Raw genomic sequence first — 20,281 nt, forward strand, 5'->3', positions numbered from 1 at the left:
TTACAAGCCCACGGCCTCCTTCAGGCTTTTCAGATAGCGGCGGCTCACCGGCACGGTGTGACCGCTGCTCAGTAACAGCTCTCCTTGGCCATTATCCTCAAGGCGGATCTCTTTCAGATGCGCCATGTTCACCAGAAACTGACGGTGGCATCGCAGCAGCGGTGTGCGATTTTCCAGCGTGCGTAACTTCAGCTCGGTAAAGCCCTCTTTCCCTTCCTGGCTGGTGACATACACCCCGCTCAGGCGGCTACTGACAAATACCACGTCCTGCATCTGTAACAGATAGATACGGCTCTGACCGCTGCAGGGAATAAACTTCAGATCCTGCTGATTATCCGGCAGCACGGAGACATCCTGCCCGTGGCGATCCTGACGCAGGCGCATCAGCGTTTTCTCCAGTCGCGGAACCTCCACCGGTTTCAACAGGTAGTCAAAAGCATGTTCTTCAAATGCCTGCACCGCAAACTCATCATAGGCGGTGAGGAAGACAATCCAGGGACGGTCCTCCGGGTCAAGCATACTGACCATTTCCAGGCCGCTGATGCGCGGCATCTGGATATCGAGGAACAGTACGTCAGGGCGCAGTTTATGCACCATGCCGATCGCCTCAACAGCATTTCCACACTCGCCGACAATTTCGATATCCGGCTCTTTCTGTAACATGACGCGCAGGTTCTCGCGCGCCAGGGGTTCATCATCGACAATCAATACGCTGATCATAGGGGCTCCTCCAGCGGTAACCGCAGTGTAATGCGGGTGAGACAATCCGGTTCACAGGTGACGGTGATACCGTAAGCGTCGCCATATCGCACGCGCAAACGTTTATCCACCAGGCTCATCCCCAGCCCACCACCGCTCTCTTTGGGCTGATAAAGCCCGGCGTTATCTTCAATATCCAGCACCAGATGCTGCCCGTCACGGCTGGCCTTCAGGGTAATTTCACCGATGCCAGGCAGCTGTGAGGTGCCGTGTTTTATTGCATTTTCCACAATCGGTTGCAGGGTAAAGGCAGGAAGCTGGTAGTAAGCCAGCTCCTGCGGCACCCACAACCGGATGCTCAGTCGCGACTGAAAACGCGCCTGCTCAATTTGCAGGTAGGCGTTCACATGTTCGATTTCATTCGCAAGCGTGACAATCTCCGACGGACGCTTCAGGTTTTTCCTGAAGAACGTGGAGAGATACTGCACCAGTTGCCCGGCTTTTTCGCTGTCATGGCGGATCACCGCCATCAGCGTATTCAACGCATTAAACAGAAAATGGGGGTTTACCTGAGCGTGCAGTAGTTTGATTTCGGACTGGGCCAGCAGCGCTTCCTGACGTTCATACTGCCCGGCGAGGATCTGCGCAGACAGCAACTGCGCGATGCCTTCGCCCAGCGTACGGTTGATGGAGCTGAACAGGCGGTTGCGCGGTTCATACAGCTTTATCGTGCCGATCACCTTCTGGTTTTCGCCTCTGAGCGGGATCACCAGCGTCGAGCCAAGTTTGCAATTGGGGTGCAGCGAACAGCGGTAAGGCACTTCGTTACCGTCGGCATAGACCACTTCTCCGCTGTCGATAGCACGCCAGGTATAGGAGGAGGAGATCGGCTTGCCCGGCAGATGGTGATCGTCACCGGTGCCGGTAAAGGCCAGCAGGCGTTCACGGTCAGTGATGGCCACGGCGCCGATATCCAGCTCTTTGTAGAGCACCTGCGCCACCTTCATGCTGTTCTCTTCATTAAACCCCTGGCGCAATATCCCCTCGGTCGAGGCAGCCACCTTCAGCGCCGTGGCCGAAAACGCCGTGGTGTACTTCTCAAACATCGCCCGCTTATCCAGCAGGATGCGCATAAACATCGCTGCCCCCACGGTATTGGTCACCATCATGGGTGCCGCAATGCTCTGCACCAGATGCAAAGCATCCTGGAAGGGTCGGGCAATCAGCAGGATAATCGCCATCTGCACCAGTTCAGCGACAAACGTAATGACGCCCGCCGTCAGCGGGCTGAAGACTTTGTTACTGCGTCCGCGTTTGATCAAAAAACTGTGCATCAGGCCGCCCAGCAGCCCCTCGGCGATCGTGGAGATCATGCAACTGAGCGCCGTCATGCCGCCCAGAGAATAGCGATGCAATCCGCCCGTCAGCCCCACCAGACCGCCGACCACCGGGCCGCCTAGCAGGCCGCCCATCACGGCACCAATGGCGCGCGTGTTAGCAATCGAGTCTTCAATATGCAGACCGAAATAGGTGCCCATAATGCAGAAAATGGAGAAGGTGATATAGCACAGCAGCTTATGGGGCAGACGCACCGTAACCTGCATAAGAGGGATGAACAGACGGGTTTTACTCATCAGCCATGCGATGACTAGAAACACACACATCTGCTGTAGTAACAATAAAATCAACGTAAATTCGTACATGCCCTGTAATCCACATTCTCCTGTGGGAGCAGCGTACACCGGACGGAGCGATCTTTCCCTCCATCATTCCTTGAAATGCGAGCTGGTACTGAATTTTTTTAAAAATACCTCAGACAGCGGCACGAAAGGATCACCGTGCCCTTGCCTGAGGATTTATCACACCGCCGTGCTGAGCGGCTGGATCACCGGATTACCTGCACGATCGCGCAAGATCTCAACCTCAACGCCGTACGTGGCGGCAATCAGTTCGGCGGTCACCACATCACGCGGATTCCCGGCAGCCTGAATTTTCCCCTGCGCGACCACCAGCAGGTTATCCGCATACTGGCAGGCCAGGTTAAGATCGTGCAGCACAATCACCGTCACCCAACCCCGTGCCCGGGTTTCACGCCGGACCAGGTCGAGCAGCGCCAGCTGATGCTTGAGATCCAGTGCGCTGACCGGCTCATCCAGCAACATCGCCAGAGGCTCACGCATCATGACCTGAGCAAACAGCACCATCTGGCGCTGACCGCCGCTTAACGAAGCGATGTCGCGCCCGGCAAGATGGGCAATTCCGGCCTGCGCCAGGCGCTGCATGGCAGCTTCCAGCGTTTCATCATCAATATGCAGCGAGAGTTTGCCCAGCCGCCCAAGTACCACCACTTCCAGCACCGTCAGGCCAATATCGGCGCTGCTGTCCTGCGGTAAATACGCGAAGATCTCACGCCAGGCATGCAGCACCCGGCCAGGCTGTTTTCCTGCCGCCAGATGATGTCCACCACAGCCGATCTGCCCGGATGCCAGCGCCAGCTCACCAAAGATGGCACTCAACAGCGTCGTTTTTCCGGTGCCGTTCGGGCCGATAATCACATGGATTTTACCGGCTTCCAGCCCGGCGCTCACTGCATCAATAATCGGCCGTCCCTGGCGATGAACAGAGACATTATCAAGCTGGATCACAGGGCGCTCCTCCGGGGAGAAAAAATCAGCCATAGCAGGAAAGGCACGCCGACAATGGCGGTGACGATCCCGACCGGGAACAGCGCACCGGGCACGATGGATTTAGACAGCACCGACGCCGCTGACAGCATCAGTGCGCCACTGAGCACCGACATCGGCAGGGAAAATCGCTGATCTTCCCCCACCATCATGCGTGCAATGTGCGGTGCCACCAGCCCGATAAACCCGATAACACCGACAAAACTGGTGGCTGTGGCGGTCATGACCGCGACAATCACCAGCACTTTCATCCGCAGTTGCCGCACGTTAACCCCCAGGCTGAGCGCACGCATTTCCCCCATACGCAGCGCAGCCAGCTTCCACGAGTCCGCCATCAACAGCAGGCAGCACACCAGCGTGACTGCCGCCGTCAGCGTCAGCGTGGGCCAGGTCGCTTTCGTCAGGCTGCCAAACAGCCAGAATAAAATCTGCTGCGACAACTCCGGGGAGGAGAGAAACTGGATCAGCGACAGCATCGACTGGAACAGAAACAGCAGCGCGATGCCGCCCAAAATGATGGTTTCGGTACGCACCCGACGCATTGAGGCCAGCATAAACAGGAACAGTGCCGCCAGCATGGAGAAGATAAAAGCGCCAATCGGCACAGCAATCATGGGATTCAACCCAAAGCCGCCAAAGGCCAGGCTTAACGCCGCGCCAAAGCCTGCCGCCGCCGCCATCCCCAGGGTATAAGGGCTGGCCATCGGGTTATTCAGCAGGGTTTGCATCTGTGCCCCGCCCGCCCCCAGCGCGGCCCCCACCACCAGCGCCATCAGCGCCATCGGCAGGCGAAACTCACGCACAATAGCATCGGTCATGGCCGCACGTTCACCGATGCCGGTCAGTGAACGAATCACTTCAGAGGGCGCCAGCATCGACGGGCCGGTAGCAATATCCAGCACCAGACAGAGAGCGGTCAGCAGCAGGAAGAGGAATACGTAGCGCCAGCGTTTGCCTTCACGCGCGCGATGCGCAGCAATGGCTGCACGGTTGTCGGTGGGAGTGTTCATTCAGCGGTCCTGTGTCACAACAAGGGGCGGCCCAGAAGCGGCCGCCCTTGCGGGATATCTTCAACTTACTCTTTTACACTCACCACAAACGTCCCTTCCGGGGTAACCGGCAGGTATTTTTTGTAGAAGTTCAGATAGTTAGCCAGCGGGTCGATATCCTTAAACAGCTCAGGATAAAGCTGCTTCGCCATATACTGCACCATCGCGAAGTCAGACAGCGTGCGCGATGCGCCCTGATAAACGCCAAAGACTTTGCCATTTTTCACCGCCGGTAACTCGTTCCAGCCACGACGTTGTTCAAAGCCTTTCAGCTTCGTGCGCGCTTCAGCAAGATCCACGCCCTGGCCCATCGGCAGCGCATGCGGATTTTTGTTGTTCTCACGGCCGGAGATAAAGATCGCATCCGGTTTTGAAGCCAGCACCTGCTCAGGGTTCAACGGGCCCCACCACTCCACGAACGGCGTGGCGATATTATTGCCGCCAGCGGCGGTTGCCATTGAGCCCCACATATTTTTGCCGTAGGTAAAGGAGTACTCTTCCGGGCCTTTATTGCCGAACTCAACATACACTTTTGGCTGAGGTTTACCCGCCGCAGCAATACGATCCGCCACCTGCTTCAATGCACCGGCATACAGTGCCGCCATTTCACTGGCGCGCGCATCCTGCCCGGTCAGCGTGCCCAGCACGCGGGTGGAGGCCACATGGCGCTCAACGGTCTGCGCGTTGTAGTCGACGACCACAATCGGGATACCCTGTTTTTCAATGCGCTGAACATCCTGGCCCAGAGCCTGGAACTGCCAGTCGGCAAGAATGACCAGATCCGGGTTCAGACTCAGCACTTTTTCTACCGAGAAGCTCTGTGCTTCCACTTCACCCACATCCGGGATGTTTTTCAGCGATGGACGATGCGCGACGTGCATATTCCAGTTCGCTGGCACCCAGCCTTCCCAGGCTTCACGGGAAATCCCTACGACTGAGTCATAGGCTTTTTCGCCCCCCACGGACATGTAGTCTTCAAAGTAAAAACCCAGCACGACGCGCTTAGCGGGCAGGTCAACTTTCACTTCACGGCCAATGACATCGGTCAGGGTCTGGACTTTTGCCGATACGGAGGTGGTCACCGCAAGTACAGCAAACGATAACGCGCAAGCCAGCGCGCGCGGGTTAAACAGAGAGGTATTCATGGATGCAGGTTCCTGGTAAGAAACTAAAGGCAAATAAAAATGATTATCAGTTAGATTTGACACGTTTTTTTACACAATTAAACGATTTCCTGCAACTCATTTAACCGCTACATTATTTCTCTACGGAACGGATAACCTCAGAAAGACCTCAATGATGAAATTTTCCATTAAACAGATCGCCGCCCAGGCAGGCGTCAGTAAAGCCACGGTAGACCGCGCCCTGCACAATCGCGGTGCCGTTCATGCCCAAACCGAACGAAGGATCTCGCAGGCAATCCGCGATCTGGAGCAGCAGCAGCGCATGAATCTGGCCAGCGGCAGAACCCTTACCGTTGATGTCATCATGCATACTCCCGCCCGCTTCAGCCAGCTGGTCACCGATGCGCTGCTGGCCGAGCTGGGCAGCTTTGCCCCCTTTCGTCTCACCCTGCGACTGCATCTTTTCGAGGAGATCAGCGCGCAGAAGATCCGCCAGCTGATGCTACGCTGCGCCAGCGACAGTTACGGCATCATCCTGAAAGCGGAAAGCAGCCGGGACCTGACGCAGGTGATTGAAGAGCTGCTTAAACAGCGCGTGCCGGTAGTCACACTGGTGACCGACCTGCCGGACAGCCAGCGTATTCGCTATGTGGGCATGGACAATTCGTCTGCGGGTAAAACCGCCGCCTGGTTGATGTCCCGCCTGCTGGGGCAGCATCAGCCGGACGTGGCGGTGGTCACGGGCAGTGCGCATTTTCTGGGTGAGGAAGAGCGCGCAGACGGGTTCTGTGCCGCGATGTCGACGATGGCACCGGGGCTGAAAGTACGCCGGATCAGTGAAGGGTATGGCATTGATTCCCCGACCTACAGCGCCCTGTCACAGCAGTTGGAACAGCATCCATCGCTGGGCGCTGTCTACTGCGCAGGCGGAGGCAACACCGCGATCCTGCGCGCCTTTGCTGATGCGGGGCGCGCGATTGAGGTGTTTATTGGCCATGATCTCGACAGTGAAAACCGTCAGCTACTCAGTGACGGTAAGCTGGATGCGATTATCCACCATGAATTACAGCAGGACGCCCGACGCATTTTTCACAGTATTCTGGCGTTTCACGGTTTTATTTCGCCTCCCGAAGAACAGACGCCATTTTCTAAAGTCAGCGTTATCACGCCTTACAACATGTAAGGCAGTGAAATCGACTGCAAATAACGTAAAAAACCAGCGTAAAGAATTGCAAATTAACCAGCATAACTCTCAATGATCGGGTAAAAGAGGAGCAACATTAACCACCGAGGACAATTTTCTTTCCGCATCGACGAGAAGCAACAACGCGGATAAGTTGTAAATATTATGGATAATATGTGCAAGGCCTGGCAAAACCGCTCTTCCCTTTTTTCTTCCGCTTATTCCCTTTCCGGTGAACAACACTGGCGTAACGCGCTTTAGTCCCCTTTCCTAAAACATATCCCCTGCTGTTTCAGGCAGCCTGACTTCTTTTCGGGCTGGCGTGTAGTTATGTTTGTTGATGGAAAAAATCATGTTTTACTGGATGTTACTGGCACTGGCGATCGCTCTTGAGATCACCGGGACGCTGTTTATGAAGTGGTCGAGCGTCAGCGATAATCAGCTGGGATATTTCCTCATGCTGATCATGATTGCCCTCTCTTATATTGCCCTTTCCGTTTCGATTAAAAAAATTGCGCTCGGCGTTGCCTATGCCATGTGGGAAGGGATCGGTATTTTATTTATTACGCTGTTCAGCGTGCTGTTATTCGATGAGTCGATCTCGCCCGCCAAAATGCTCGGTCTGGCGACGCTGGTCGCGGGTATTGCCCTGATTAAATCAGGTACCACCAGCAGGAGGCAGCATGCAAGCGTTTGAATGGGTACACGCCGTCTGGCTGTGCGCAGCGACCTTGCTGGAAATCGCTGCCAATATCTTCCTTAAACTGTCGAATGGTTTTAAGCATAAAGTCTGGGGCGTGCTGTCACTGCTGGCCGTACTGGCGGCCTTTAGTGCGCTGTCGCAGGCAGTAAAAGGCATTGAGCTGTCTGTCGCTTACGCATTATGGGGTGGATTCGGGCTGGTCGCGACCATTGCAGCAGGCTGGGTAATGTTCGGGCAGCGCCTCAATTACAAAGGCTGGATTGGGGTGGCACTGCTACTGATGGGCATGGTGCTGATCAAGCTGGCCTGATCTCTATCTGCCATACCGCTCACAAATTCTGTTCAGCAAAACGCAATCTGGTTGCCTTTAACCGCGACAAAATATAGAAGTGATCCCAGGCGTGTCACTGGTATCCACCAGGCAAGACCTGAAGCTCTCTCTCACCGGAGGGCTTCAGGTCTTTTTTTTTTGCGCAAAAGAGGGTCGTCAGATGAACCACATGGAAACGGCAAAGCAAATTATTACCCTGGTGGGTGGCATCAATAACATTGACCACATTGAGCACTGCTCAACCCGCCTGCGGCTGACGCTCAATGACAACGGGCTGGTCCAGCAGAGCGCGCTGGAAAAAGTGCCCGGCATCCTCGGCGTGCGCGTCAATGTGCAGTGCCAGGTGATCATTGGCAAAGAGGTGATCGGCATTTATGAGGCCGTGCGAGACATGGCCGCCGGGCGCGAGCCGGGCACGAAAGCCGCATCTGCACGCGTCAGCCCCGGGGCCTGGTTTATCGACTTTGTAATCAGCATTTTCCAGCCGCTGATCCCGGCGATTGCCGGTGGCGGGGTACTGAAATCCCTGCTGCTTTTGCTGGATCTGATGGGCTGGCTCAGCCGCAGCAGCTCCACCTGGAAAGTGCTGGATAACATCGGTTCCGCCCCGCTCTACTTCCTGCCGATCCTGGTGGCGATCACCACCGCCACCAAGCTGAAGGTGAATATTCTGGTGGCTGTCTCAGCGGTGTCGGTGATGGTGCTGCCCGCGATGGCCAAACAGCTGGCAGAGGGCGCGCAGTTTCTCTCCCTCGACCTGCAAAATGTCGCTTATGCCTCGCAGGTGTTTCCCGCCATTCTGTGCGTCCTGCTCTATGCGCAAACCGAGAAGCTGTTTAACCGCTACTCTCCCTCTGCCGTACGGGTGTTTCTCTCACCGATGCTGTCGCTGATGGTCACCGTGCCGGTAACGCTGCTGTTCCTCGGCCCGCTGGGTTATGAGCTGGGCGCAGGCATGGCCACAGTGATCTTCTGGCTGTTCAGCAAACTGGGGTTTGTGGCTACCGCGCTGCTGGCAGGCGTGCTGCCCTTTATGGTGGCATCCGGGATGCACAAACCGATGATCCCTTACGTCGTGGCCTCCATGTCACAGTTTGGCCGGGAGATGCTCTACCTGCCCGCTTCGCTGGCGCATAACATAGCGGAAGCCGCGACCTGCTTCGCCATCTACTTCAAAAGCCGGGACAAAATTAAAAAATCCACCGCGCTGTCGGCGGCCATTTCCGCCCTGTGCGGCATTACGGAACCGGCACTGTATGGCATCACGCTACTGAACAAAAAGGCGCTGTATGCGGTGATCGTTGGCAGCGTGATCGGCGGTGGCTTTATTGGCTGGATGGCGGTAGAAGCCTTTGCGCTGGTGGGGCCGGGGCTGGCGAGTATCTCGATGTTTGTCTCCGCCGATAACCCATACAATATCCTCTATGCCCTGCTGGGTGCCGCGCTGGCGTTTGTCATCACCTTTGTTGCCACCCTGCTGTTCTGGCATGAAGAGCCGCAGCAGGCGGCCAGCCCCGTTCCCACGACCGTCAGTGACTTCGCGCTCAGCAGCCCGGCAGAGGGCACCGTTATCCCCTTAGCCCAGGTGAATGATGACGTGTTCTCCTCCGGCATGATGGGCGACGGCATTGCGGTGATCCCCACCCGCGGCGCGCTGTTTGCCCCGGCTGACGGCACCATCAGCAGCGTGTTCGAAAGTGGTCACGCGCTCAGCATGCTCACCGACAGCGGCGCAGAGCTGATTTTCCATATTGGCATCGACACCATCAAAATGGACGGTCGCGGCTTCTCTCCTAAGGTTAAAGAAAATCAGTCGGTTAAATCCGGCGATCTGTTAGTTGAGTTCGATCTTGAGGCGATTATCGCCGCCGGATTTGATCCGGTGGTTGTCATGGTGGTGACCAACAGTGAGCGTTTTCAGGTGTCAGCGAACACCTCCGCCACTGCGGTTGACCATCCCTGGAACGTGATGACTTTAAAGGAGTCGGTATGAAACAGAACACCCCGGTTTTCCCCCCAAACTTTCTGTGGGGCGCGGCCATTGCCGCTAACCAGGCCGAAGGCGCATGGAACGTGGCGGGTAAAGGCCCGTCGGTTGCCGATGCCATTGCGCACAAATCCAATCTCGACCTGACGGATTACAGCGGCCATATGGCGCTGACCGATGAGAACATCCAGGATGCACTGAACGGCACTAACGACGCCCGCTACCCGAAACGTCGCGGCATCGACTTCTATCACCGTTATAAAGAGGACCTCGCGCTGTTTGCGGAGATGGGCATTAAAGTGCTGCGCGTTTCCATTGCCTGGTCACGCATCTTCCCCGCGGGCGAAGAGGCCGAGCCGAATGAAGCGGGCCTGCAATTCTATGAAGATCTGTTCCGTGAAATGCGTAAGCACAATATCGAACCGCTGGTCACGCTGTCTCATTATGAGATGCCGCTGAAGCTGAGTGAAAAATACAACGGCTGGGTTGATCGCAAGGTGGTGGATGCCTTTGTGCACTACAGCAATGCCTGCTTTGATCGCTATAAAGATCTGGTGCGCTACTGGCTGACCTTTAACGAGATCGACAGTATTCATCGCCATCCGTTCACCACCGCCGGGATCCGCGAAGAGAAATGCGCACCCGGCCAGGCGGTGCAGGACATCTATCAGGGGCTGCATCACCAGTTTGTTGCCTCGGCGCTGGTGACGCGTGACTGTCATGCGAAAATCCCCGGCAGCCAGGTGGGTTGTATGCTGACCAAACTGACAACCTATTCCCGCACCTGCCATCCGCAGGATGTGGAAGCCACGCTGAAGAAGAACCTGGAAAATTACTTCTACACCGATGTTCAGGTCAAAGGCGAATACCCGCCGCTGATCCTGCGCGACCTGGAACGGCGCGGTATTCATCTGGAAATGCAGCCTGACGATCTGGCGATCCTGCGCCAGCACACCGTCGACTTCCTGTCGTTCAGTTACTACATGTCGATCACCGAATCCACCCAGCCCGATGCCGAGCGCATTCCGGGCAATACCGTTCTGGGCGTCAAAAACCCCTACCTGCCGGCGTCAGAATGGGGATGGCAGATTGACCCGGTCGGCCTGAAAATTTCGTTGCTGGAGCTGTATGACCGCTACCAGAAACCGCTGTTTATTGTCGAGAATGGCCTGGGGGCAAAAGACGTGGTAGTCGAGGGACAGATACACGATGACTACCGGATTGACTACTTCAGATCACACTTTGAACAAATGCAGGCCGCGATTGATGAAGGTGTTGATCTGTTGGGCTTTACCAGTTGGGGAACCATTGACATTATTAGTGCCGGCACATCGCAGATGTCCAAACGTTACGGCTTTATCTACGTCGATCAGGATGATGAAGGACAGGGCAGCCTGGCGCGTCTGCGTAAAGATTCGTTTTACTGGTATCAACAGGTTATTGCCAGTAACGGCAGCGACCTGAGCTGACCGTCAAGGAACTCTCTCGATGAAAGTGAAGAAATCGCTGAATAACAGCATGCTGCTGGTCCAACGGGACCAGAGCGAGCTGATTCTGTTCGGCAAGGGGATCGGCTTTGGTGCCAAACCCGGTGCTGATGTGGATAGGGATGCCATCGAACAGGTGTTTATCCCACTGGAAGGGGTTAAAACTCAGCACTTTCTCTCACTCACCGATACGGTTCCGGCAGCGTATTTTGACCTGACCCACGACATTATTGCGCTGGCGCAAAAACAGTACGTTGAGAAACTGAACAACGTACTGTTTTTCACCCTGGCGGAGCATCTTTTCTATGCGGTTGAGCGCTGCAAAGCGGGCAATCCGCTGGCAAATAAGCTGAACTGGGAAGTGAAGCGTTATTACCCACGTGAATATCAGATCGGCGTGCAGGCGCGCGACCTCGCCAACGACCGTTTTCGGGTGGTGCTGGATGATGACGAAGCGGTACATATCGCCTTTCATCTGATTAATGCCTCCGGCGATCCGGACAGCGGGGATGCGCATCAGCAGGTTCAGTTAGTGAACCGTATTGCCGAAATCGTCAGATATAAATTGAATAGAAATATCGATATTAACAGCGTGAATTACAATCGCTTTATTACCCACCTGCGTTATTTCGCCGAGCGCGTGATGGCACAAAAAATCGCAACACAGCACAGTGATGACTTTTATCACGAGATGATGAAGTTCCACCCACAGGCAATGTCGATTGCCTGTACCGTACGCGACTATATTCAGGAAAAATATCAGTACCGCTTACCTAATGATGAATTAACCTGGATGGGTATTCATATCAGCCGTTTAGCGGATACGACATCATAAGCCATCAATTCGATGTGAAAAGGCCCTCTACCCTGTAAAATCCTCACGGATAACATCATCACAGCAGGGACCGCACCATGACTCACAAAAAAGCCACGCTGACCGGGCTTATCGCCATCATTCTGTGGAGCGCCATTGTCGGGCTGATACGCGGTGTCAGTGAGGGGCTCGGCGCTGTCGGCGGAGCCGCGATGATCTACACGCTCAGCTCGCTGCTGTTGCTGCTGACGGTGGGATTCCCGAAGGTAAAAACATTTCCCCGCGCCTATCTGCTGTTGGGCAGCCTGCTGTTTGTCAGCTATGAAATCTGCCTGTCTCTCTCGCTGGGCTATGCCCGTAGCGGCACGCAGGCGATTGAAGTGGGCATGGTGAACTATCTCTGGCCCAGCCTCACCGTCCTGTTATCCGTGTTTATCGCCCGGCAAAAATGCAGCCTGCTGATCGTCCCGGGAATGGCGGTCTCCCTCGTCGGGATCGCCAAAGTGCTGGCGGGTGAGCATACGTTGTCGCTGGCGGAGATCGGCAATAACATCGCCTCAAATCCCCTCAGTTATGGGCTGGCCCTCGCGGGCGCCGTGATCTGGGCAATTTACTGCGTACTGACGCAAAAAATAGCCCGGGGAAGTAACGGCATCACACTGTTCTTTATGCTGACCGCACTGGCGTTGTGGATAAAATATTTCTCTGCACCTCAGCCAGAGATGGCCATCACGTTTCCGGTGCTGGTGAGTCTGGCACTGGCTGCGCTGGCAATGGGCCTGGGTTATGCGGCATGGAACATCGGCATCCTGCACGGTAATGTGACGTTGCTGGCCACCGCGTCCTATTTTATTCCCGTGCTTTCGGCCATGCTGGCCGCCTGGATGCTGAACGCCAGCCTGTCGGTCAACTTCTGGCAAGGCGCTGGCATGGTCAGTCTCGGCTCGCTGCTGTGCTGGTGGTCAACGCGTATCAAAACCTAACCCCCCCTGCTTTCACGTCAGCAACGCTAAGTGTACCGATGTCGCGAATGGCGGTCGCTTCCCCGCTACGCGGACGAAGTGACCCGATCTCATTTTTCAAGAGGGATCGGTTCAGGCAATGATTCCAGGCTCGCCAGTTTTGAAACACCTGCCGTATAAATAATAATGAACTGAATCAGAAAACCAATCAAAACAACCCAGATGCAATTATCAATACCAATATATGTTCCCAGCACACCGCCTAATGCCGCCCCAATAGGGCGCGCGCCGAAAGTCGCCATCATCACCAGGGAGGATACACGGCCTAACATATTCTCAGGTGTAATAGCTTGTCGTAAGGTCACGGAAGAAATTGTCCATATTATTGGTCCTACACCGAAGAAAAAATAGCTCAAAATCACAATCGGATAAGAGGGATAAAATAGTGTCACCGCCATCAAAACCGCGCCAAAGAGTGCGCTTGTTGGGCCCAACTTCAGCAGTGTTCCAAAAGATAAACGCCTGCTGATAAATGGCATAATCACTGCACCTGCAACCATCCCAATACCATAAACCCCCATACTGCTGCCAATTAAGTCCGTTGTAAAACTCAGCTTATTCATTGCATAAATAATATATATGGATTGCAATATAAACCATGATATGTTGAAAACAATCGATGTATACAGCATCTGCCTCAGATGTAAATTCCTGGCAACAAACAATGCCCCAACTTTCAAATCCGATAAAATATGTTTTTTCCCTTGCTTAACACGAGGAGGTTCTTTTAAATTTAATATAAGAATAAATGCGACCATCGAAAATACAACAGAAATGACAAAGGACACTGAAACTCCACTATGAGCGATTAAATAACCTGCAATAGTGGGGCCAATAGCCAGTGCAAGGCAGCGGGCTAATTCGACTCGTCCATTCGCTATGGCCATATTATGTTTGGGTACTAATGCAGGAACCAGAGAAGGCACCGCAATACTGTATACCACGGTACTCGTGGCACCAATAAAACCTAACACAGCCAAAACAGGAATAGAAAGACTTGATTTGAATATAAAAAAACAAATAAGTACTAACGACAAAGCGCGTAATACTTCAGCAGTGAGCATCGTCAGCGTTCTTGAAAGTCGATCAACCAACAATCCTGCAGGAATAGACATCAATAAAAAGGGTAGAGTTTGCGTTAACTGTAAGAAACTTATCTCGCTGACAGATGCATTCAAATAAATAGCGGCGTACATTAACGCACCCGCCAAAGCCAATTGTTCCGAAAGTTGAGCAAAAAGATTAGAAAATGAGATCTTATTAAATTCCCGCGGCAACCGCTCTTGCTTTGATGCCATCATACCTGACCGCCTTAACTGAAAATTACATCAAAAAACATCTACACTCATTGAATTTAAAAAAGTTTAATCAATTTTTATTTTCTCTAGCTTATCCATAAATTCACTTTCCTTATCTTTCCACCAGGGAGGAATCATCAGATTACTGCCTAGTGCCTGTGGGGTTTCATCAATACAAAAACCAATATCAGAAGTAGCAAACTCGATGAGAATACCGCCAGGCGATCGTACATAGATAGAATGAAAGTAATTTCTATCTTTAATTTCTGACACATCAGGAAAGCCTAATCCGACAAGGTGTTCTTTAATTTCTAACTGTTCTTTCTCTGTCTCAACAGCAAATGCAATATGGTGCACGATACCTTGTGCAAATCCCCAGGTTCCCTGAGGTAGGGATGGATCGTACAGGACATCGATGGTACGCTGCGGGCCGCCCGCGCCAATATGAAAGCGTTGATAAGCGCCATCTTCAGCGGCCAGCGTCATCTTAAGACCATCCGTGAAAAAACGTGCTTGTTCAGTGTAATCCCGCACAGAAAGTGTCACGCCAAAAATACCTCGAATAGCATGATCGTCATGGATTTCATCAGTTACCCAACCCTGGATATCATTAACCTCTGATTCCGTTAATTCAAAAACAAGTCCAGAGGGGTGTTCAAATTCAATATATTCCGCACCAAATTTATATTTTTTCGTGATGGGTTTTATTAAATGCAAGGATAAACGTTGTTCCCAAAACGCCATCGATCCGGGTGGAATAGCATAGGCAACTGCACTGATCTGGCCGCTTCCTTTTCGCCCTTTGTATCCGAGATCTTTAAAGGGTAGCGTTGTCATAATCGATCCCGCCTGAGCATCCTGACTGCCATAATACAAATGATAAACAGGGTTTTCACCATCAAACAACACGGTTTGTTTGATCATCCTTTGGCCCAGTATTTTTGTAAAAAAATCGACGTCCTCTTGCGCTCCAGAAACCCCGCTGGTTATATGATGGATTCCTGTCAAATGCCCGTTAATAGCATTCATAATTTTTCCTATGCATTTTTATCATTAAACACCAAGATAAGATTGTTCCAGTACTTTTTTAAAACCGGGAACCTGAGAAATAATATTATCCAGATACATAATTCTGGGGTAATGATTAAAATCAGAAATGAAACGACGAGCAAGAAACAATTGAGAAGCTAAAAACACGTCAGCAATGGTGGGTTTATCACCATAACAATAACGTCCTTTTTTTGACTCATTAACTAAAATAGCTTCCAATATTTCAAGGCCGGACCGTATCCAGTGTACACACCATGCATGAATATCTTGCGGTGTTACATGATGACTGGTCATATACAACCTGACTCGGGCATTTGTTAAAGGTTGCATTTCGCTTGCTATAAACTGGCAGATAGATCTCACCCTTGCCCGATCTTCTGGAGATTCAGGAATAAGTGGATATCTGTCAGGGTATTTCTCTTCTAAGTATTCAATAATAGCGATTGATTGAGTCAAGGTAACATCACCATCAACCAGTGTTGGAACCAGTTTTTGAGGGTTTAATTCATGATACCCCCCTGTCTGATGGCCCCCCTTGGATAAATCCACTTCGATCAGTTTATAATCAAGCTTCTTATATTCCAGTGAAAGGCGAATGCGTATTGATGCTGATGACAAATGAAATGAGTAGAGTTTCATTACATATCCTTATATTTTTCAAAACACATATCCGTTGTTATTCTCACACCGCCCCCAACAATATAAACACCCTATCGACACAACACTCCAAATCTTGCTTTTGCATTCAAAAAACATGGGAATAAAAGTAATCATTGTAAAAACGCCGTGAAACTTTCATAAATGAATTGATGACATGGTGAATTTAATGAGATCACGAGATGTGAGGTTTCTGTCAATAACACAGACACATTTTGTATACGCAGGAAGATGAGGATGAGATTGATGGTGGTACGCAATAAAATGATGTGCAGGGCAGCACTTTTTCCTGCCCTACTGTGTTAGCGGTAATACATCGCAATACGCTGGCCATTGACCTGCTCAACGGTCACGGGCAGATCGAAGATCTGCTCAATCACCTCTGGCACCATCACCTGCTCAGGCGTACCGCGGAATACCACCTGTCCGTCCTTCATCGCCAGGATGAAGTCGGAGTATGCCGAGGCAAAGTTAATGTCGTGGATCACCAGCACGATGGATTTCTCTAACTGATCGGCGGCGCGTCGTAGCTGCTTCATCATCGCCACGCTGTGCTTCATATCCAGATTGTTCAGCGGCTCGTCCAGCAGGACATATTGCGTGTCCTGGCACAGCACCATCGCCACAAAGGCGCGCTGGCGCTGACCGCCGGATAACTCATCCAGATAGCGATGACGCAACGGCAGCAAATCAAGAAACGCCAGCGACTGCTCAATATGCTGGCGATCATTTTCATTAAGCCGCCCCTTGCTGTAGGGATAACGGCCAAAGCTCACCAGATCCCACACCGTCAGACGGCTGGTAAAATGGTTCTCCTGGCGCAGCACTGACAGTACCTTTGCCAGTTTTTCACTGTTGGCATCGCTGACGTCCAGCGCGTCTACCGTCACCACGCCGCTGTCCGCTTTCAGCAGGCGGCTGATCACCGACAGTAACGTTGACTTGCCGGCACCGTTTGGCCCGATAATAGAGGTAATGCCTGACGATGGCAGGGTTTCGCAGATGTTCTGTAACACCGGCTGAGTATCGTACTGTTTGCTGACCTGCTTAATGTCGATCACTTGGCGCCCTTTCTCAGCAGTAAATAGATGAACAATGCCCCACCGCTAAACTCAATCACCACCGACAGCGTCCCGGCCATATCCAGCAGCCGTTCCAAAATCAACTGCCCGCCCACCAGCGTGATGATGCCAATCAGCACACAGCCGGGCAGCAGATACGCATGTCGCCAGCTTCCCATCAGCGGATAGGCCAGATTGACGATCAGCAGGCCGAGGAACATCATCGGCCCCACCAGCGCGGTCGAGACCGCCACCAGCAGCGAGATCAGCAGCAGTAAACCGGTGACATGACGTTGCCAGGCAATACCAAGCGCAATAGCGCTATCCGGCCCCAGCGCCATCACATCCAGACGGTGACGCAATCGCCAGACCAGCGTGGCAACCACGGCAATCACCCCGGCTGAAATCAGCAGCACATCGCTGTCGGCACGGGTAAACGTGGCGAAGATGCGGCTTTGCAACACCGCGAACTCACCCGGTTCCATCAGGCGCTGCATCAGGCCCGAGATACTGCGGAACAGCGTGCCGCACACCAGGCCTATCAGCAGCACCCGGTGCAGATCCAGCCCGGCGCCCCCTAACAGCCAGCGATACAGCAACGTGGCAAACATCACCAGCAGTGCGCTTTCGGCGATGAAGCGCCCTACGCTGCCCAGCATATTCAGCCCGCCGACATCCAGCGCGAAGATCAGCAGCGTCTGCATCAACACAAACAGCGACTCCAGCCCCATCACCGACGGCGTCAGAATGCGGTTACGGGTCAGGGTCTGAAACAGCAACGTACTGATGCCGGAGGCGAAACCGACCAGCACCATCGTGGCGAGGATCTGCCCGCGATGCCGCAGGATATAAGCGATATTGCCGTGCAGACCGAGGGTCATGAAAATCCCCATCAGCACCAGCAGCAGCGTCGTCAGCAGCAACAGGCGTTTGCCGGGTGACAAAGCATCAGTGCGCATGGCGTTTCGACCTCACAATCAGCACGAGGAAGATCATCGCGCCCAGCACGCCAAGCAGCGCACTGACCGGAATTTCAAACGGGTGGATGATCAGACGGCCGAGAATATCGCAGCCGATCACCAGCATCGCGCCCACCAGTGCCACCCAGGGCACGGTGCGCCGCAGGTTGTCACCCAGCGCCAGGCTGACAATATTAGGCACAATCAACCCCAGGAATGGCAGCACGCCGACCACCACTACCACCACGCCACTGATCATGGCGATCATTGCCATCCCCATCAGCATCACGCGGCGATAGTGCAGCCCGACATTGACCGAAAAATCACGCCCCATGCCCGCCACCGTAAAGCGGTCAGCCATCACCGCTGCCAGCAGTGTGATCGCGCCCACCGCCCACAGCAGTTCATAGCGTCCCTGCATCACGCTGGAAAAGTCGCCTGATTCCCAACCGCCCAGCGACTGGAGCAGATCAAACTTCATCGCAAGGAAGGTGGTGACTGAACTGAAAACCGCGCCCAGCATAATGCCGGCCAGTGGAACCATCAGGGAGGATTTCATACGGATACGCTGGATCATCAGCATAAACAACGCGGTGCCTGCGAGGGCAAACAGTGTGGCAACGCCCATTTTCAGCATGATCGGCGCGGCAGGGCTGATGATCATCACCAGCAGCAGTCCCAGACTGGCAGACTGCGTGGTGCCGACCACCGAAGGCTCAACAAAGCGGTTTTGCGTCAGCATCTGCATCATCAGCCCTGCCACGCTCATCGCGCTCCCCGCCAGCAGTAACGCGGCGGTACGGGGAAAACGGCTGATCAGCAGGATCTCCCGCATTTCAGGATCTGACCACAGACTGAGCAGAGTGACACGGCTGACGCCGACAAACAGGCTGCAAACAATCAGGCCCAGCAGTAATGCCAGGCCTGCAATAAAGGCTACGGATTTCATTTACGGCTGGGTTTTCGTTTTATCCAGCACCTGCTTCACCTGAGTCATCAGATTGCTGTAGCTCTGAATGCCGCCTGCAATATAAAGCGAACCGGAATCGAGATAGACCACCTGCTGTTTTTTCCAGGCATTGGTTTTACGCACCAGCGGGTTATCCAGCACCTGCTGTGCGGATACGCCCTCTTTGCGGCCAATGGCGCTGTCGCGATCCAGCACAAACAGCCAGTCAGGATTCGCTTCCATGATGAACTCAGGCGACACCGCATTACCGTGTTTGCCGGTTTCCGGGAAAGCCGTGGCCGGTTTAAATCCCAGCACATCGTAGATAAAACCAAAACGTGAACCCGGTGAGTGCGCGCTGATCTTGCCGCCGTTAATCATCAGCATCATCGCGCTACCGGCGGTGGCGGACTCTTTACGCACGTCAGCAATCTGGGCATTAAACGCCGCAATCACCTGTTGTGCCTTCTCTTCTTTACCGAAGATCGCTCCCAGTTGTTCGGTACGTTCGGTCAGGCTTTGCACGAAGTGTTTCGGGTCGAGATCCAGTGAGAGGGTCGGGGCAATTTCACTCAGCTTGCCATAGGCATCATGAGCGCGGGCACCGGCCAGAATCAGATCGGGTTTGGCATTGCTCAGGGCTTCAAAGTTGGGTTCAAACAGCGTGCCGGCATTCAGATACGCCTTGCCATTGTACTTCGCCAGATGCTGCGGATAGTGCGCGCTGGTTTGTGGCACCCCCATCGGGTTAATCCCCAGGGCATCAGCAATATCCAGCGTTGCCGGGCTGAGGATCACCACACGTTGCGGATGTTTCGGCACAGCGGTGGAACCCTGCGCGTGCACGACCGTCAGTGCGGGAGCATCTGCTGCAAAAGCCGCAGGCGCACAGGCGAGCATGGCGGAAAACAGCGATAAAACGAAGGCCTGAGGGAAGCGCATTTTCTCTCCTGAGAATCAGATAAGTAGCAAAAATGAGAACGATTCGCGTTCGATTTTGTTGCGGGATAATAACGACTGCCTGGCAGGATGGGTAGACAGAACATGGCATCCGCTGTTCACAAAACAGACAAACCTCACAATCCGTATCAAATAAGAAGATTGCGAGCCAAATGTGAAGGATGCAATCAATTGATTTATAGCGAATTAAATATAACCACTGACTTTTACTGACAAAACTGGCCAATTGTGGAGATTTTAAGGATTCGTATTTCCCACCATAGA

At 53.4% G+C, this 20,281-nt stretch carries 19 protein-coding genes; 7 read left to right on the forward strand and 12 right to left on the reverse strand.

Annotated elements, in window-relative coordinates; all coding sequences use genetic code 11:
* The 5 genes from btsR to FY046_RS10215 form a co-directional block, all read right to left on the reverse strand.
* On the reverse strand, nucleotides 1-720 hold the full coding sequence (gene btsR, locus FY046_RS10195; RefSeq protein WP_133843584.1) for a two-component system response regulator BtsR: 720 nt from the start codon (nucleotides 718-720) through the stop codon (nucleotides 1-3).
* A complete protein-coding gene (locus FY046_RS10200) occupies nucleotides 717-2,402 on the reverse strand; it encodes a LytS/YhcK type 5TM receptor domain-containing protein (RefSeq protein ID WP_446186018.1) in 1,686 nt (561 codons plus the stop codon). The genes btsR and FY046_RS10200 overlap by 4 nt, the downstream gene beginning before the upstream one ends.
* Nucleotides 2,403-2,558: 156 nt before the next feature.
* Nucleotides 2,559-3,344, reverse strand: coding sequence for an ABC transporter ATP-binding protein (locus tag FY046_RS10205; RefSeq protein ID WP_133843588.1), 786 nt, complete (start codon nucleotides 3,342-3,344; stop codon nucleotides 2,559-2,561).
* Entirely contained in the window at nucleotides 3,341-4,393 is a 1,053-nt protein-coding gene (locus FY046_RS10210; RefSeq protein WP_133843590.1) for a FecCD family ABC transporter permease, read from the reverse strand. The genes FY046_RS10205 and FY046_RS10210 overlap by 4 nt, the downstream gene beginning before the upstream one ends.
* A 65-nt stretch (nucleotides 4,394-4,458) precedes the next feature.
* Complete coding sequence (locus tag FY046_RS10215; protein ID WP_133843592.1) at nucleotides 4,459-5,577, reverse strand: ABC transporter substrate-binding protein; 1,119 nt, start codon at nucleotides 5,575-5,577, stop codon at nucleotides 4,459-4,461.
* A 151-nt stretch (nucleotides 5,578-5,728) separates the two neighbouring features.
* Here FY046_RS10215 and FY046_RS10220 point away from each other — a divergent pair, with 151 nt between their 5' ends.
* From FY046_RS10220 to yddG, 7 genes are all read left to right on the forward strand, one after another.
* Nucleotides 5,729-6,739, forward strand: coding sequence for a LacI family DNA-binding transcriptional regulator (locus FY046_RS10220; RefSeq protein WP_342345408.1), 1,011 nt, complete (start codon nucleotides 5,729-5,731; stop codon nucleotides 6,737-6,739).
* A gap of 352 nt (nucleotides 6,740-7,091) precedes the next feature.
* Nucleotides 7,092-7,436, forward strand: a complete 345-nt coding sequence (gene mdtJ / locus FY046_RS10225; protein WP_133843594.1) for a multidrug/spermidine efflux SMR transporter subunit MdtJ — start codon at nucleotides 7,092-7,094, stop codon at nucleotides 7,434-7,436.
* On the forward strand, nucleotides 7,423-7,752 hold the full coding sequence (gene mdtI, locus FY046_RS10230) for a multidrug/spermidine efflux SMR transporter subunit MdtI (RefSeq protein ID WP_133843596.1): 330 nt from the start codon (nucleotides 7,423-7,425) through the stop codon (nucleotides 7,750-7,752). The genes mdtJ and mdtI overlap by 14 nt, the downstream gene beginning before the upstream one ends.
* 181 nt (nucleotides 7,753-7,933) lie before the next feature.
* Nucleotides 7,934-9,766, forward strand: coding sequence for a beta-glucoside-specific PTS transporter subunit IIABC (locus FY046_RS10235; RefSeq protein ID WP_446186019.1), 1,833 nt, complete (start codon nucleotides 7,934-7,936; stop codon nucleotides 9,764-9,766).
* Nucleotides 9,763-11,229, forward strand: a complete 1,467-nt coding sequence (locus FY046_RS10240; RefSeq protein ID WP_159337401.1) for a glycoside hydrolase family 1 protein — start codon at nucleotides 9,763-9,765, stop codon at nucleotides 11,227-11,229. The genes FY046_RS10235 and FY046_RS10240 overlap by 4 nt, the downstream gene beginning before the upstream one ends.
* A gap of 19 nt (nucleotides 11,230-11,248) precedes the next feature.
* Nucleotides 11,249-12,082, forward strand: coding sequence for a PRD domain-containing protein (locus tag FY046_RS10245; protein WP_133843603.1), 834 nt, complete (start codon nucleotides 11,249-11,251; stop codon nucleotides 12,080-12,082).
* A 77-nt stretch (nucleotides 12,083-12,159) separates the two neighbouring features.
* Complete coding sequence (yddG, locus tag FY046_RS10250; protein WP_133843605.1) at nucleotides 12,160-13,044, forward strand: aromatic amino acid DMT transporter YddG; 885 nt, start codon at nucleotides 12,160-12,162, stop codon at nucleotides 13,042-13,044.
* Nucleotides 13,045-13,133: 89 nt separating this feature from the next.
* On the opposite strand, the gene FY046_RS10255 is transcribed toward yddG, so the two are convergent.
* The 7 genes from FY046_RS10255 to FY046_RS10285 form a co-directional block, all read right to left on the reverse strand.
* Complete coding sequence (locus FY046_RS10255) at nucleotides 13,134-14,384, reverse strand: MFS transporter (protein ID WP_446186020.1); 1,251 nt, start codon at nucleotides 14,382-14,384, stop codon at nucleotides 13,134-13,136.
* Between the two features lie 63 nt (nucleotides 14,385-14,447).
* Entirely contained in the window at nucleotides 14,448-15,410 is a 963-nt protein-coding gene (locus FY046_RS10260) for a VOC family protein (RefSeq protein WP_133843609.1), read from the reverse strand.
* A 24-nt stretch (nucleotides 15,411-15,434) separates the two neighbouring features.
* Nucleotides 15,435-16,070 carry a maleylacetoacetate isomerase gene (maiA, locus tag FY046_RS10265; RefSeq protein WP_133843610.1) on the reverse strand — a complete coding sequence of 212 codons (636 nt, stop codon included), beginning with the start codon at nucleotides 16,068-16,070 and terminating at the stop codon, nucleotides 15,435-15,437.
* A 320-nt stretch (nucleotides 16,071-16,390) separates the two neighbouring features.
* Complete coding sequence (locus FY046_RS10270; protein WP_167863865.1) at nucleotides 16,391-17,149, reverse strand: iron ABC transporter ATP-binding protein; 759 nt, start codon at nucleotides 17,147-17,149, stop codon at nucleotides 16,391-16,393.
* Nucleotides 17,146-18,108: an iron chelate uptake ABC transporter family permease subunit gene (locus tag FY046_RS10275; protein WP_133843614.1), complete on the reverse strand. Its 963-nt coding sequence runs from the start codon at nucleotides 18,106-18,108 to the stop codon at nucleotides 17,146-17,148. The genes FY046_RS10270 and FY046_RS10275 overlap by 4 nt, the downstream gene beginning before the upstream one ends.
* Nucleotides 18,098-19,057: an ABC transporter permease gene (locus FY046_RS10280; protein ID WP_167863866.1), complete on the reverse strand. Its 960-nt coding sequence runs from the start codon at nucleotides 19,055-19,057 to the stop codon at nucleotides 18,098-18,100. The genes FY046_RS10275 and FY046_RS10280 overlap by 11 nt, the downstream gene beginning before the upstream one ends.
* Entirely contained in the window at nucleotides 19,058-19,999 is a 942-nt protein-coding gene (locus FY046_RS10285) for a siderophore ABC transporter substrate-binding protein (RefSeq protein WP_133843618.1), read from the reverse strand.
* Nucleotides 20,000-20,281 lie beyond the last annotated feature (282 nt).

The organism is Erwinia sp. 1181_3 (assembly GCF_052824965.1).